This is a genomic window from Aeoliella mucimassa (assembly GCF_007748035.1).
GTDB lineage: Bacteria > Planctomycetota > Planctomycetia > Pirellulales > Lacipirellulaceae > Aeoliella > Aeoliella mucimassa.
The window spans coordinates 5,496,463-5,512,331 of the sequence record NZ_CP036278.1; the positions used below are offsets into that span (position 1 = coordinate 5,496,463).

The window sequence follows — 15,869 nt, forward strand, 5'->3', positions numbered from 1 at the left end:
ACGAAGGGACTCAACATACAAACGGCAACCAGCCACCTTCCTGCTAGACGGTTCATCTCTATGACCTATGTTCCTCGTTGAGAGCAATGAATAAGAGCATCGTGGCAACGGCGGTGGAGGCAGATGAGATCCGGCTTCCACGGCGACTAGGTGCTGGCCTTCACCACGTCGCGGATAGCCGACGTTTACCACTCGCTATGCCCAGACGCAACCCTTGCGCAGGCACGTTCTGTCCCTGCCTTTAGGCTAGATGGAACGGGCATCGCTGTCAACGAAACAGCGGAAATCTCGGCCTATCGTACCGCTGCGGGCGGCCACCTACGTGCCGGGAGGAATGCGGCCGGGGGGCAGAGGACGCTAAACCGCCTTGCGGCCGATGCTGTAGTACTTGTATCCCCGGCGTTTCATCCGTTCCGGCTCGTACAGGTTACGACCATCGAACACCACCGGCGACTTCATCAGCTGGTACATTTCCGCAAAATCGGGCGAGTGGTAGTCTTTCCACTCGGTCATGATCACCAGGGCATCTGCACCCTCGATCGCATCCATCCGGAACTTGCAGTAGGCAACCTTGTCGCCCAACTCGGCTTCGACGTTCTCCATGGCCTCGGGGTCGTGCACCTTAATCGAGGCTCCCTGCTCGAGAAGCCAATCGATGAGCACCAATGCGGGAGCTTCGCGAATGTCGTCGGTCCGCGGCTTGAAGGCCAGACCCCACACGGCGATGTTCTTGCCTTTGAGATCACCATCGAAATGGTCGAGAATCGGTTGCTTGAACACCGACTTTTGGCGTTCGTTCACTTCATCCACCGCACGCAGCAAGGTGGGTTCGCAATCGTGGTCGAGGCTCATCGAGGTCAGCGCCCGCACGTCCTTGGGGAAGCAGCTACCGCCGTAGCCGACGCCTGGGAACAAGAAAGCGAAGCCGATGCGGCTGTCGTGCCCGATGCCGCGACGCACATCGTTGATGTCGCCCCCCATCTTCTCACACAGATTTGCCATCTCGTTGATAAAGCTGATCTTGGTCGCCAGCATCGCGTTAGCCACGTACTTCGTCATCTCAGCACTCTCAGGCGACATGCTGATAAACGGCTTTTCGGTGCGGAGGAAAGGCTCGTACAACTGATGAAGCACGTCCGATACCTCCGGGCGGCGAACACCTACCACCACGCGATCGGGCTTCATGAAGTCCTCGATCGCAGCCCCTTCCTTCAGAAATTCGGGGTTGCTGGCAACGTCGCATTCGCGGCCGGTCAGTTCCTTGAGCATGCCAAATATTTTGGCGTTCGTGCCGACGGGGACAGTGCTCTTGGTAACGACAATCGCTGACTCTTGCAGGTAGGGGGCAATCGCTTTTACGACGCTCCACATGGCCGACATGTTGGCCGAACCATCTTTTCCCTGGGGAGTACCAACCGCCAGATAGACGACTTCGGCTGGTTGAACCCCAGCAGCGGTATCGGTAGTGAACTTCAAACGACCAGCCGCGGAATTCCGCTGAACCAGTTCCGTCAGGCCTGGTTCGTAAATGGGGATGATACCCTGCTTGAGGTTTTCGATCTTCTTCTCATCGATATCGATGCAAGTGACATCGTTCCCGCTATCGGCGAAGCAAGTTCCGGTAACCAAACCAACGTAGCCGGTTCCGATCACAGCGATTTTCATCGCAAGTCCTCTCAGGGATTGTCGTTAAGTTCAGGCGGCGAGCCAAAGGTTCACTACCTAGTATAGGTGACTCAAAGTGAGTCATCTTAATCGGACGAGGCAATTCTCGCGACAGACCCCACATCATTAGCGGCGAATCTCAGTAAGAATCAGCCTATCTTCGCCAGCTGTAGTAGTTTCGCCAGATGTGCTGGGACTCAGCGTCCCGCGAAGAGTAGCAAACGCCCTGCGGCCGCGTCTGCTAGCATGGAGAAATAAAAAAAGCTCCCAGAAAAGCTACGTCCCAGGGGGGCAAAGGACGGCAAACTCTTCCGGGAGCGATTGGACGCATTGTCGCCTGCGTTGGGCGGGCACAGATGGTAAGCGGTTGGGGGGAGAAAGCTTATCCGGTTGTGCCAATCTATTTATGGTACCGATTTATCAACGCAATGCCTAGTAGAAAACAGGGAACAGGCCGTTCGGTTTACCGGTGAAAGGGCTGTTTGTTATCGACCGTGGCAATTGTGCCAATTAGTACAGGTTTCTAATTCTCTTGCCAAGGCGACTTGGCGTTGGTTGAACGACGTTTGTTGTTCAACTGGGCGGGAGAATAGAACTCTCAGCCTTTGGGGTCAAGGTCGATCGGAGAAACTTTGTAAGTTTTTTTATTCCCTGTTTTTTTCGGTTCGATTGCCCCTGTGGGTGTTCATCGTTACACTGCAACCACCATGGCCGACCAACCACTAACGCCGAAAGTGCGAGGACGCGGGGCTCAATCGCAGCCCGCCAACCGCTATTTGACCACCCAAATGGAGTGGGATCTCACCGATTGTGACCAGGATGCTGAGCTGTTAGAGGGTCTGCGGAAACCCGATACCGTCTATCATTCCGACGAGTCCCAAACGATCGTCTCGCAGAATAATAGCCCTGACATCCCCTTTCGATACAGCATGAATCCCTACCGTGGGTGTGCTCACGGATGCAGCTACTGCTACGCCAGACCGACCCACGAGTACCTGGGGCTGTCGGCGGGGCTCGATTTTGAGACCCAGGTGTTTGTGAAGCACCGGGCGGCGGAACTACTTCGCAAATGGCTGGCGAAGCCAAAATGGCAAGGCGAGTGGATCGCCCTGTCTGGTGTGACCGACTGCTACCAGCCTGCGGAGCAGCGTTTCAAGATAACCAGGTCGTGTTTAGCCGTTGCGGCCGAGTGTCGGCAGCCGATGGGCATTATCACCAAGAATGCTCTGGTCGTTCGCGATCTCGACCTACTCACCGAATTAGCCCAGTTCAATGCGGTGCATGTTGCCATATCGCTTACGACACTCGACTCGCAGCTAGCACGTACCATGGAACCGCGTACGAGCACACCAGAGGCTCGTCTGCGTACGCTAGCAACCTTGTCGGCGGCCGGCATACCCACGCAGGTAGTCGTCGCCCCGATCATCCCCGGGCTCACCGACAGCGAGGTGCCGGCGATTCTCGCCGCGGCTCGCGAAGCAGGCGCACGCGCAGCCAGTTTTGTGTTGCTGCGATTGCCCAAGGCGGTGGACCAGGTGTTTTTTGACTGGCTGCGCCAGTGCTATCCCGATCGAGCGACGAAAGTCGAGATGCTAACCAGGGCGACTCGCGATGGTCAGCTTTACAAGAGCGAGTTTGGTAAGCGAATGCGTGGCGAAGGAGAGATCGCCAGGCAGATTGAGCAAACATTTAGGGTGTTTGCTGGCAAGTATGGTTTTGAAAAACGATTGCCACCACTCGATTCATCGCACTTTAGGCCGCCGGGCGAACCCGGCGGCCAAAGGCGACTATTTGACTAGTTGTTATTATTGTTATTGTTGTTGTTGTTATTATTGTTGCCGTTGTTGTTATTGTTGTTATCGTCGGTGGCGGTACCTGCGAAGGTGAACGTCGAGACGTCGCCGATCGTCGAGAAGAACGGCAAGCACGTGACTCGCACGTAGCGACGGTCGGCCGATACCACGCCAGTGGCGTAGAAGTTCGTACCTTCAGGCAGGGTGACGATCTGAGGCTGGAAGCCAACGGCTCCACCACCACCGTTCAGCAACCGGCGACGCAGGGCGTTCGCTGGATCTTCACCGCGAATGGGGTAAGCACTTGGATCCGAAGCCGAATCGAGTTGTTGCGCCAACACCGCACGGCCAACAGCCTGGCTCACTGCTTGCTGCCGATGAATGGCATGAGCAATCAGTTGAGTTTCCAAGGCTTCTTCCCGGCGACCTTCCGCCAGGTTGAACTTGACGGTCCGACCATCGGGGCCGAGTTCTAGCTGCTCGCGACGATGCTGCACCTTTTCTTCGTTGTTCAGGTGCTGGAACACATCGACGGTCACTTTACCAGCGGTAACTTTGCCCCAGACAGGAGTCACGCGAACTTGGTATTCACCAGCAAAGCCACGAGGGCAAACGTAAGTTTCGCTTAAGATTCCGCTATCGGAACCTGTCATGCTCACGAGGGTGTCGCCCATGTTTACGCCGCCGCCCGAGGCGCGGGGGGCGTGAGTCGAGCAGATCGAACCACCGGGCTCGATCACCGACAGATCCACGTCGGCGTCGCCGGTCCACGAAACACGTACGACGCAGTCGCGCTCGAGGGCCTTCGACACGTTGGTCCAGTATTCTTTGGCTTCGTCCTTCTTGCCCGACTTGGCCAGGTCTTCCATGGTTGCCTTAGCAACTCGCCAAGCGGTGTCTTTGATCACTTCCTGATCTGCAGGCCAGGCTTGCTCGAGAATGCCGAGCGTTGCCCACTTCACGCCTTCGAGATCGTTGGCCCGCTGAGCAGCACGCAAGCCCATCGCATAGGCTTCGCTACGGAGCGGATCGATCTTCACGACCTGACGATAGACCTGCAACGCACGCTTGTTGAGATCGATGCGGCTCAGGTACTCAGCGATGTACGACAATTCGTCGGCCGAGCGGCTGAAATCGACTGCCGACATCACTGCACGTTCGATGTCCTTTTGGGCACGACCATCCATTTGCATGGCGATGCCGAGGGCTTCGTACATCCAAGGTTGAGGTTGGCCGTGACGCAGGGCCGACTGAATCAAGGCGGTTACCTGGTCGTAACGGCCTGCCTTCATCTGGTCGCGAACTTCTGCTCGCACCTTGGCGTTGTCACGCAGTTCGGCACCAAAGTAGTTGTCCCAGTAGACTTCAGGGTCTTGGTCTTTGCTCACTTCAGCAGGGCTGCTCGTAACAGCAGTCTTGGTAGCGGGCTTGGCTTCGGTTGCGGGCTGCTCGGCTGGGTCTGCTTCATCGGGCACACTAAAGGCACCGCCGCCGCCCATGCCGCCCATGCCGCCACCCATACCGCCCATGCCGCCACCCATACCGCCGCCCATGCCGCCCATACCACCCATGCCGCCGCCCATACCGCCACCCATGCCGCCCATGCCGCCGAAGCCGCCAGACGAGGGAGTTTCAATCGGCAGTACCAAGTCGGCAACTGGATAGACTTTGACTTGCAGACGAGTCAGGGCTTCGTCTTCGGAGGTAATCAGCAGCACTTCGTCGGAGATGACGTAGGTCAAATCCAACTGACGCAGCATGATACGCATGGCACTACGAAGCGAGATATTTCGCAGGTTCACGGTAATCGGTTCGTCCGGCGAGAGGCCGAGGTCGTCCAAGGCAGGGATATCGAGCTGAACCTCGATGTTGTACTCGCTACGCAGGAAGTCGACGACTTCCGACAGCGGAGCATCTTGGAACTCCAGGCCTAAGCTGGTGAGAGGATCGGACAACGCGCTGTTGATGCGTTGCTCGGCACCATCTTGGCCAGCCAGGTCGACTGCCTTGTACTTTTCGCGACGGTTGGTGAGCTCTTCCCAAACTTCGGCGTCCGGATAGACGATTGGTGGTTCGTCCGGAGCGGGCACTGCGGAAAGCTCGACTTGATAGAAGGCTTCCCAAGTTCCACGCCAGCGACGTTCGCGAGTAATCGCTTGCAAGTAATGCTGACGTTGGAACTGCGAGTTCAACACAGCCACCATCGGAGCAACAGCTTTGTCGTCTTCTTCGTACATGATGTCGGCCAACTCTTGAGCTTCTTCGTACCGACGCTCATCCATCAACGCATTCATCCGCGACGAAAGCTGCTTCAGCTTCTCTTCTTTACGAAGCAAGCGGTCGTTGATCATCTTGGTTTCGCGAGCAATTGCTTCGCGTTCTTGAGCTTGCTGACGCAGTTCGGCGTCGACCACCGAAGCACGAGCGGTTTCCTTCAGCACGTTCTGCAATTGGTCTTCCAGTTGCGAGCGAACTTCGGGAAGCAGCTGAGGAGCAGTACGAACGTTCTGCAGCATCAGCTTCAGATTTTGAGCGGCACTGTCGGGATTGGTCCGCATGGTATCGCGGGCATCCGACACGGCGACTTCCACTTCCTTCTCGATCATTTCCGAGAAGATGCGGTTCTGGCGTTCGATTTCCGTCAGGTACGAACCATCCATCACCGCCTCGCGAGCAGGCATGCCGTTGATGGTTTCGCCACTTTCGGGTCCAACTGTCGAAGGCTCACGAACCAAGCTCAGATCGGTTTGGTTGCTGATGGCCGGCAGGTCTTCAGGAGTGACCTTTCCGCCACGTTCGATCAAGTTGAGAACCGTTTGGGCTCGCAGGTTTTCGGGATCGCGTCGCAGCACCGCGTTGGCCAGTTGAGTGGCACCTTCGCGGTCGCCCATAGCAATGGCACGCTCGGCGAGGTTCGTCATTTCTTCGACGCTAGCCAGCATCGAGCGACCGGTTTCTTCGAATCCACGAATTCCGAGCGTGGTGAGGCTTAGACCGCCATCTTTCTCGGCTCGTCCCACCATTTCAGGCAGGAACGAAAGGTCAACGTGGGCCGGTGCTTCGGCTAGTTGCCAGGTCATGGTTTGCGTGCCCGACTCAGCGTGCAGCGATTGACCCTCTACCGAGGCGGCTTCTTGCAGTTTGCCAACCACGATGGTTTCGCGATCGTTGCGTACGGGAACCAAGTCGTGAGGATAAGCAGCCGCTACCGAAGCAGGCCATTCAGTCTTTTCCCAGCGAATCACGGTGCCGTGAACCCAAGTGGCAAGTTCTTTGCCAGCCACGCCGCCGCGGCGACGGTTTTCTTCTTGAGCACGTTCGACGCTGATGCCTTCGGCCTCGTCGGCCCAAGTCATTTCGGGATCCACATAAAGATTGCCACCGGTTTGGTTTGCCAGGGCGGCGAGCATCACGATGTCACGCTTCGGTCCAACAGCAAAACTATGAACCGATACGAGTTCGGTTCGCAGTTCAGAAACCAATTGTGCGAACGTGTCGGTATCCATCAGATTGGCGTTGCTCATGCCGTCGCCGAAGTAGACGATCGATTGTTGGCGATCGCTATCGGCCGATTTCAGCATGTCGGTCACGGTGGTCAACACCAGATGCATGTCGGTCGATCCGAGCGGAGCTTCGCGCCCCACCTTTTCGATGGCAGCCTTCACGCTAGCATCGGTGGGGGATACCAAGCCATCGTTCATGGGACGTGCGTCCAAGTCGGCGGCCACGATCTGAACACGATCGTCCGCATTTAGCGACTCAACGCAGCGCTCCAGCGCGGCCATCGCCGTGTCGCGGAAGAAGCCGGCTTGACTCGCCGAAGTGTCGAGCACCAGCACCACATCACGCGGCGCGGTGTTCTGATCGTCTAATCGCGGAATCGTCAACGCGAAGTAAGACTGACCGTCGGTCGTGTTGTAAGTTTCGAGCCGGGCCTCGTCGGCTACAGCCGGGACCGACATTGCGGCCACCAGGGCGAACAACGCACTAAAGCCAAACGAACGCAAACTCATCAATATCGTCATCAGGGGGTACTCCGAGTAGGTACCTTACACGTCAGCGGCCGCCTGTTCCGGCTCCCGTAAGCTGAGGAGTGAACGGCCGCGTAGATTGCCTAAGTTGTTACCCCCAGCGCAGTTTAAGGCCAGGGGGGTCTCTACCAGTTTATTCCAGCCATAGGGCGACTGCCACAAGTTTTGGCGTAAAATCGCCCACAGATCCTGACGATTCTGTCGGCGGCGACACGTTCGAGGATCACTTACCCTTCGCTCCACATACTACTTTTTATTGTGACGCGATCGGTTTTCCTCAATTTGTGACCCGAGATCGCGGGAACGCGCATCTCGCTTAACACCATTTAACGACTGCACAAACCGAATCGGGCAAGCTAGAATTGTCGCAAGTTGTTGCTGTGTATTAGTTTAGCATTTTTGTCGCGTTTGGGCCGATGCTTGCATTGATTGATGTCGTACCCCTGATCGCCGCCGCAGGGGGGCTGACCATCGACGGCGTGATTGCCTTGCTGGTGATCGCGCTGGTTTTTTGCGGATTGGTCTGGTTGAGGGGCGTGCCGATCGATTTGCTGTTTTTGGCCGGCCTGGTGCTCGTGACCCTCTCGGGGGTCATTACTCCCCGTCAGGCGACCGAAGGCTTTGCCAGCCCGGCCGTACTATTTATTGCGGCGCTGTTTGCCACTTCTGCTGGATTGCGTGCGACCGGTGCACTCGACTGGATCGGCACCGCCATCCTCGGCACTGCCAAGACCGAGCGGGCAGCCTTGGTGCGACTATCCCTGACCGTGGTGCCGGTTTCGGCCTTTGTGCTCAACACCCCGCTGGTAGCGATGTTCATGCCAGTGTTGCTCGATTGGTGTCGGCAACGCAAAGTCTCGCCGTCGCGGGTGTTGATACCGTTGAGCTACCTGACCATCGTCGGCGGAGTCTGCACGTTGATCGGCACCAGCACCACGCTGGTAGTGAACGCGGAACTCGCCAAGCTGCAGAAGTGGATCGTCGAGACAGGAAGACCAGCTGAGCTGGTCGAGGAGCTTGAGTTCTTCGACATCACCTGGGTCGGCATCCCCCTGGCGATCATCGGAGTCGTCTACCTGCTGACCATCGGACCCAAGCTGCTACCGAAACGAAGTGAGATTATCGACGAACTCGGCGAGCGCCGGCGGGAGTACCTGGTCGAGATGCTCGTTCAGAACGATTGCCCACTGATCGGCAAGTCGGTCGAGCAGGCAGGGCTGCGAAACTTGCCGGGCTTGTTCTTGATCGAGATTGATCGCGACGAAGAACTCATCGCGCCGGTTACGCCGAACGACATGATCCATGCCGGTGATCGGATGGTGTTCACCGGAGTCGTGCAAACCATCGCCGACCTCGAACGTATTCCCGGATTGGTTCCCGCGGCCGACCTGACCTACGAGTTCCAACCCGCCCAGCGAACGCAGCGACGATTGACCGAAGCAGTGCTCTCGCGGACTTCGCCGTTGATTGGGCGGAGCGTTCGCGAGGCGAATTTCCGCCAACGTTACAACGCGGCCATCGTCGCGGTGCATCGCAATGGCGAGCGACTCACCAACAAGATCGGTAGCATTCGACTCGAGCCTGGCGACACCCTGCTACTGCAAACCAAAGCCGACTTCGCCGAGGCGTATCGCAACAGTCGCGACTTCTACTTGGTGAGCGCCATCGGTGGCTCATCGGCCCGTCGGCACGATCGAGCGATCGTGGCCATGGCGCTGTTTGGATTGATGATCGTATGGCTTACGGTTGCTGGGTTGTGGGGCGACTTGCTTCCGTTTGGCAATCTGTTTGCAGGCAAGCCGCAGCCGATCATTGGCCTGGCGATCGTGCTCCTGATGATCGGCACCCGCGCGATGAGCACCTCCGAAGCTCGCTCGGCAATCGACCTGCAGGTGATCATCACCATTGCGGCCGCCATTGGGTTAGGCCAGGCGCTGAAGACCAGCGGGGCGGCTCAGTACATTGCCGACCACCTAGTCAGCGTGACTACCGCTTCTGGCATCTCAGCATCACTACAGCCTTACGTATTACTTGCTCTTATTTACTTGGTTACCGCTCTGTTTACCGAGATGATCTCCAACGTCGCGGTCGCGGCCATGATGATTCCCATCGCGGTCGGTGTCGCCTTGGCGGGACCCGACGGGGGATACTCCACGCGTCCGTTCATCATGGCGGTCGCGCTGGCCGCTTCGCTTAGCTTCGCGACCCCGATCGGCTACCAGACCAACCTGATGGTCATGGGCCCCGGCGGTTACCGGCCAGTCGACTACCTGCGGATCGGCTTGCCACTCACGCTGATCTTGATGGTCGCGTCGGTGGTCATCGTGCCGATCGCCTGGCCATTCTAGTGGTCGCGTGATTCAGTCGCTGCTCCTTCTTGTTCTCTAAACGCACTGCGAGCCGAGAGCATTTAGGCTCTCGGCTCGCAGGGTGTATCAGTTGTTTGCACTGGTCGTGGTGATGTGGAGGTTAGCGAGTGGTACTCGATCGACTCACCTCGCTCCTTGCCATCACTCTAGTGAGACCTCATGCTAGGCGGCTGCAGGAAAGTCGTTCATTCCATCTTGCATGGTGTCGAACTGCGGTTCCATGGTCGATTCGGTTTCCATGATGGGAGCCGGCTCTACCGATTCGGTGACCACTTGCGGTGTCGACTGCACAGGGCCGGCGCCGGTGAGCATCGAACGCAGGCGTTCGAACTCCTCTGCGTCGGCAAAGTGAATGGTCACCTTACCTTTGCCCTTAGCGTTCTGTGTCAGTGCGACCTTGGTGCCGAGCGCGGCCTTAAGCTCTTGTTCGAGCATGGCCAGCTGTTCGCTCCGCGTCGCCTTCGGCTTCGAGGGATTGTTCTCCAAGCCCGGCATGGCAAGCAGGTCACCCGACTCTTCGGCCATCGCGTCTTGCACCATTTGCTCGATGGCTCGCACCGAAAGCGATTCGGCCCGCACCCGGTAAGCGAAGTCGATCTGGCGATCTTCGTCTCCCAGCGGCAACAGCGCCCGGGCGTGGCCCTGGGTGATCTCGCTCTTGCTCACCATTTTCTTCACTGGTTCCGGAAGCTCGAGCAGGCGAATCAGGTTCGCGATCGTCGAGCGATCGATATGAATCCGCGAGGCGAGATCTTCCTGCGTGCAGCTATAGTCTTGCAGGTACTTCTGGAAGCAGGCGGCCTTTTCCAGGGGATTGAGATCCTTGCGCTGCACGTTCTCCACAATGGCCAACTCGGCCATTTGCTGATCGGTAACGTCGCGCACCTGAACCGGCACTCGTTCCCAGCCTGCTGCTTGGGCAGCACGCAAGCGTCGCTCACCTGCGATCAGCTGGAAGCGATCTCCCGCCTGGCGAACGACCAGCGGCTGGATCACACCGTGCTCGCGGATGCTATCGGCCAGGTCGGCGATTTCGAGTTCGTCGAACTCCTTGCGCGGTTGATGAGGGTTGGTGTCGATCGACACCAGGTCCAACCAGAGTTGCCCGTTGTAGTCGCGGTCCATGCTAGCGTGCATGCCCTCGTCGGCGGGGTCGGTTGGTAGACTTATACTTTCTGTCGTGGTGCTGGCGGTGGTGGGCTCGTCGAGCGAGCGCCCCAGCAATGCTTCCAAGCCACGTCCCAGTCGGCGTTGATTAGACACGGTCGAGTACCTCCTGACAAAGTTCTATATACGCTCGCGCTCCCTGCGAACGTGGTGCGTAGTTCATTATCGGCTGGCCATGGCTTGGCGCTTCGGCTAACGCAACATCTCTCGGAACAACGGTGGAGAAAACCACGTCGCCGAAAAAGTCGCGCACCTCGCGATCGATTTCCCGCGTCAACTCGAGTTCCGGTTCATACATAGTTAGTAGGATGCCACCGAACTCGAGCCGGGCGTTGTCGGTCGTCATGACCTGCCGGATGATTTCAATCATTTGCGTTAGTCCCTCCATGGCGAAGTACTCGCACTGGATCGGCATCACCACCTCGTCGCTGGTTGCCAGCGCGGTGCGAGTGAGGCCGCCCAACGATGGAGGGCAATCTACCAATACCAGGTCGTACACACTCAGGCTTGCTGCCAGGTGGTCGGCCACCAACCGCGACTCGTTATCGGCCTGAGTTGCCAAGGCATCCACATCGCGAAAACTCTGACTGCCAGGCAGCAGTTCGAGATTCTCGATGTCGGTCTTGGCGACCGCTTCGCGAATCGGGCGCGAGTCGACCAGCGGATGCCGCTCGACCGGCGCGTTGCCGATGGCTCCCGTCGCGTTGCACTGGGGATCGAGATCCACCAGCAGTGTCTTGATGCCGCCCAGCGCGCAGCCAGCCGCCAGGCTGACCGCGGTGGTGGTCTTGCCGACCCCACCTTTCTGATTGGCAATCGTGATCACGCGACCCATAGGGTTGGAAGCAAACGGGGACTGTGGTTGACCCGCGGCCGAGGTGCGCAAAACGCATCGTCGGATCGGGGGATTGGTAGTGGGCAGGATTCTAGGAATCTGTCGCCAGCGAGGGAACGTCAATTGTTGCTAGCAGCACCCCCCTCGAAACGGTCGGGGAATAGATTCCCATTTCCCAGGAAATCGATCGGGTGGGAATCTATTTTTCGCTTGCCGAATCTCGCGTTTTTCCCGAGCCCTACGCACCAAACACTCGAGGCGAGCGTACCAGAAGCAGCAGAATAGATTCCCATGTGGGAATCTATTTCGCCGCCGAGCCCAACAGGTACTGCGAGCCCCCGATCGCGGGGCAGGGGGCTTGGGCAAGGCTGGCAACTTGTCCCCTGCGCAGGGCAAACCGCGAGGGGGGTGGCGTTCGCTCGCAGGTCGTCTGCGGGGAGTCGAGTTGGAGTACGATTGGGGGGCGGCATGTTGAGGGCTCCTTGGGCACTCCGACGTGTCGTTCGTAACCTGTCCATTAGACCAAACCACGCGAGAGGTTCAACGACGAAGTTTGGCCACTTCTCCCACGGTGTAAGCGTCTCGAAAGTAGGCATGAAATCGGTTCTAATATATTGTGCCGGGTGACTCTTCCTATTTTGCCACACGCCAGGAGATGATCATGGCCTATTCGCCGCGTGAGCCAATCGAGCTAAACGAAGAGGAGCAGCGAGTTTACGAGCTGCTGGGAGATTGCTTCGAGCAGGAACGCCGGCGGATCGCGAAGGCGCTCGCTGGCAAGGACGACTCGAATCTGTTTGGGCAGACGGAGTTCGACCTCCGCGACCGAGTGCATGCACTCGGAGCCAAGGCCTTGGAAACAGTCGCCAACGAGCGACAAAAAAAGGGACGGGTACGAGAAAGCTAGCTGCGTCTGCCCGACCTGCAATGGCGACGCCCGCTGCGTGAACGTTCGCTCGCGGTGGGTCGATAGCCTGCTCGGCCCACTGCAAGTGAGGCGTCACTACTACCACTGCCGCCGGTGCCGTCACGGATTGTTTCCGCGGGACAAAACGTTGGGACTCGGCAAGCGAAAGTTTAGTCCGGCCGCGGCCCAGGTGGTGAGCATCGCCGGCGTGCAAACGAGCTTCGCTCAGTCGAGCGAAGTGACACTTCGTAAACTGTGTGGACTGAAAGTCAGCGAGTCGACCGTCGAACGAGTCACCGAAGACGCTGGCGAGCGTCTCCAAACGTTACTCGCCGAAGGCGAGACGTTTGGCAACACAGAGCCGTTCGCCTGGCAACGCGATGCGCATGGCAAGACGTGCGCGTACGTGAGTCTCGACGCCACAGGCGTGCGACAGCAAGGCCCTCGTGGCGCGCAGGCCGAGGGCCGCATGGCGTACGTCGGCATGATTTACAACATAAACAGCGAGCAGGATGCTCGCTCGCCCGACCCGCATTCGGTGCGGTATTTATCGGGGTTTTATGAACTCCCGGAACTTGGGCGGCAACTGCGTCGCCAAGCCGCCGCGGTTGGGTGGGACGAGGCAGAGCAGCAGATCGCGATCTCGGATGGCGGTGCTGGTTTAGAAGAGTTCTTGCGAGTGCACTTCCCGCGTGCGGAGCGGATCCTCGACTTCTGGCACGCGAGTGAGTACCTGGTGGAATTAAGCCAGTCGCTCTATCCGGACGACGAGGAGCATCGCACTGCTCAGTTGGCATCGTGGTGTCACCGGCTGAAGCACCAAGGAGGCTTGAGCATCGTGTGGATGTTGCAGTCGCTGGAGAAGACCAACTGGTCTTCCGCTCAACGCGAAGCTTATACGACCTGCCTGCGATACTTCCAAAACCACCAGCACAAGATGAACTACCCCCGCTACGTGGCCCACGGCTGGCAGATCGGCAGCGGCCCGGTCGAGAGCGCGTGCAAAACCGTCGTGGCGGGGCGCTTGAAGCAAAGCGGCATGCGCTGGAGCCAGCACGGCTCAAACGCCGTGTGCCACCTCCGCGCCCTCTACCTCAGCCAACGCGGCTGCTGGGAAGACTACTGGCAAAAGTACGCAGCTTAAGCAAACTGCCCACAATTGTGACGCTTACACTCTCCCACGTCTTTTGGCAGTTCGCGCTTGACGACCGACCGGTTGGTGAACGAATCGACCCGCTGGTAGAATTGCAGGAACGATCTGCCGCAGTGCTCCATGAGGTGACCGCCGGCACTTCAGCAGGGGAGCGAGCATCCGGTGTACGACGAGCAAACAGTAGAGCACCTCGAGCAGCAGTACCGTGCTGCGCAGGACGCCCGCCCCGGCTCCGCCCTGGTGGGCATTCTGGTCGCCGCGTTCGTCTATGTATTGCTTGTGCTCATACTCTCAGCGGTGCTGTCGATCGCCCGATCGGGACTCGACGGCGTGTCGCAACTGGCAGCCATGGTGGTGTTCAGTTTGCTGTTGCTGCTGGCCGCTTCGCTGGCGATCGTGATTGTGTTACTGCCGATCGTGATGCTAGTGATGGCGGCCGCCTCGGTGGTGATCTATACCGTGGGCAACAAACCGCCCTGGCCGGTCGTCGCTGGGGGAACCGGCGGGCTCGTGGGGTTCGTCTGTACGTCGGTCGTGTTTGTCGATCCTGATTGGTGGTCGGTATTCGAACCGGCCTCTTCGCTGCAAGCGATACTACTGGGACCCGCCCTGGCGACCGTGGTGCTGCAATTCGGTGGGGTCTGGGCCACGGCCACTTTGGCGTATGGCAACAAAGCCGATCCGGAGGAGCTGTCGAATCGTCCCTGGCTGCAGTTCGACATCCGGCAGATCCTGGTGACCACCACCTGGGTCGCGGGGGTGCTTGCCGTGATGAAGGCGACCGATCTGCTGGGAACTTGGAGCGCGGTGATCGTCGCCGGGTGGTTCGTCTACCAGGCGGTGACGCTAGTGATTGCCATCCGTGTCGTGAAGAAGATGCGCGGTCTCGACACCCCCGCTCGGCAGGAAGGACACCTGGCATGAACGAGCGAAACGTCGCCGGACGATGGCAGTCGTCGATGGTCGACCCCAAGTGGGAACCGCCCACTTACACCGGCGAACTCGCCGGCCGGGTTGTTGTCGGATCCTTGCTGGGGGCGGTGGCCTTCGTGCTGGTGGGCGCCCTGGTGATCGGATTCCTTGTGGTCATGACAACAGCAGCGAGCGGTTCCACAGATGAACTCATGGCAATAGCTCTCATTGGCTTGTTCGTATTGATCGCCGGAATCTTCATGGCAATCAGTATCGCGTTGCCGACGAGCCTTGTTTCGTACGCTCTGGTGGTGCTTGTCGCCCGCACCATGTTTCGCCAGGCCCCGCTGTTGGTGGTGGCTGGAGTATCGGGCGGGCTCACTGGATTCCTTTCGATCTTGTGGTTGCTAATTTGGGGCCGCGGAGGCGACCTGGAACTCGTGGCGATGTGGGGGCCATTTATTGCCACGGTGTTCGGTCAGATGGGCGTGGTCTGGATGTGCTTGCCAGTCACGTATCGCACTCTACGGGAAGTGGATATTCCAGGAGCGATGCCACCGGTGCCCGGCGCGCGCAAGCCACCTTTCCGCTTGCGTTTCGAGATCCGCCAACTCTTGATCGCAACCGCTTGGGTGGCCGCACTGCTCGGAGTGCTCAAAGCAACCAGCCTGCTTGGCCCCTGGTTCGCAGCAATCATCGCTGGGTGGTTTGTGTACCAGGCAGTGACGCTGGCGATCGTGATTGTCGTCGTGAAGAAGGTCCGCGGCTATGAGTGAGCAGACTTTGTTACGCGAACCTAGGACCGACTCGCCCACGGCCCCCCGACCTGGCGAGCGGGGATCCTACTACTATCCCTACATCGAACTGGCCTCGCTCGGCACGCTGTTCGGCGGGTGGGCCTACGCGTTGCTGATTGGATTGGTACCTTGTCTCCTGCAGTTCTCGTCGAGTGATTCTGGAGGAATGTTAGGTCGTGTTGACATTTATGTAGCGTAGATTTTGTCGAAATGGTATCACGGTGTCGTCCCCTACCTGCT

General features: G+C 58.5%; 11 protein-coding genes. 7 read left to right on the plus strand and 4 right to left on the minus strand.

The genetic code is table 11. The features are described 5' to 3' along the window. Positions 1-357: 357 nt before the first annotated feature. Entirely contained in the window at positions 358-1,665 is a 1,308-nt protein-coding gene (locus Pan181_RS21585) for a UDP-glucose dehydrogenase family protein (protein WP_145250008.1), read from the minus strand. 707 nt (positions 1,666-2,372) lie between these two features. On the opposite strand from Pan181_RS21585, the gene Pan181_RS21590 reads away from it, so the two are divergent. Further along, the gene (locus tag Pan181_RS21590) at positions 2,373-3,464 is read left to right on the plus strand and encodes a PA0069 family radical SAM protein (RefSeq protein WP_145250011.1); all 1,092 of its coding nucleotides are present in this window, start codon (positions 2,373-2,375) and stop codon (positions 3,462-3,464) included. Here Pan181_RS21590 and Pan181_RS21595 read toward each other — a convergent pair. Then, the gene (locus tag Pan181_RS21595; protein WP_231943665.1) at positions 3,461-7,471 is read right to left on the minus strand and encodes a VWA domain-containing protein; all 4,011 of its coding nucleotides are present in this window, start codon (positions 7,469-7,471) and stop codon (positions 3,461-3,463) included. The genes Pan181_RS21590 and Pan181_RS21595 overlap by 4 nt on opposite strands. Positions 7,472-7,905: 434 nt before the next feature. Between Pan181_RS21595 and Pan181_RS21600 the strand changes: the two genes are divergently transcribed. Further along, complete coding sequence (locus tag Pan181_RS21600) at positions 7,906-9,837, plus strand: SLC13 family permease (protein WP_145250016.1); 1,932 nt, start codon at positions 7,906-7,908, stop codon at positions 9,835-9,837. Between the two features lie 183 nt (positions 9,838-10,020). Here the strand turns inward: Pan181_RS21600 and Pan181_RS21605 are convergent, their stop codons facing one another. Both Pan181_RS21605 and Pan181_RS21610 read right to left on the minus strand, forming a co-directional pair. Then, on the minus strand, positions 10,021-11,121 hold the full coding sequence (locus tag Pan181_RS21605) for a ParB/RepB/Spo0J family partition protein (RefSeq protein WP_145250020.1): 1,101 nt from the start codon (positions 11,119-11,121) through the stop codon (positions 10,021-10,023). Beyond that, entirely contained in the window at positions 11,114-11,860 is a 747-nt protein-coding gene (locus Pan181_RS21610) for a ParA family protein (protein ID WP_145250023.1), read from the minus strand. The genes Pan181_RS21605 and Pan181_RS21610 overlap by 8 nt, the downstream gene beginning before the upstream one ends. Before the next feature lie 661 nt (positions 11,861-12,521). On the opposite strand from Pan181_RS21610, the gene Pan181_RS21615 reads away from it, so the two are divergent. The 5 genes from Pan181_RS21615 to Pan181_RS21635 all read left to right on the plus strand — a co-directional run bounded on the left by Pan181_RS21615 (position 12,522) and on the right by Pan181_RS21635 (position 15,828). Continuing rightward, complete coding sequence (locus Pan181_RS21615) at positions 12,522-12,767, plus strand: hypothetical protein (RefSeq protein ID WP_145246355.1); 246 nt, start codon at positions 12,522-12,524, stop codon at positions 12,765-12,767. A 37-nt stretch (positions 12,768-12,804) separates the two neighbouring features. Further along, a complete protein-coding gene (locus Pan181_RS21620) occupies positions 12,805-13,911 on the plus strand; it encodes an ISKra4 family transposase (protein ID WP_231943638.1) in 1,107 nt (368 codons plus the stop codon). 171 nt (positions 13,912-14,082) lie between these two features. Continuing rightward, the gene (locus tag Pan181_RS21625; protein WP_145250026.1) at positions 14,083-14,844 is read left to right on the plus strand and encodes a hypothetical protein; all 762 of its coding nucleotides are present in this window, start codon (positions 14,083-14,085) and stop codon (positions 14,842-14,844) included. Continuing rightward, entirely contained in the window at positions 14,841-15,608 is a 768-nt protein-coding gene (locus Pan181_RS21630; protein ID WP_145250029.1) for a hypothetical protein, read from the plus strand. The genes Pan181_RS21625 and Pan181_RS21630 overlap by 4 nt, the downstream gene beginning before the upstream one ends. Beyond that, positions 15,601-15,828 (plus strand): hypothetical protein, encoded by a 228-nt coding sequence (locus tag Pan181_RS21635; protein ID WP_145250032.1) that lies wholly within the window; start codon positions 15,601-15,603, stop codon positions 15,826-15,828. The genes Pan181_RS21630 and Pan181_RS21635 overlap by 8 nt, the downstream gene beginning before the upstream one ends. Positions 15,829-15,869: the final 41 nt, after the last annotated feature.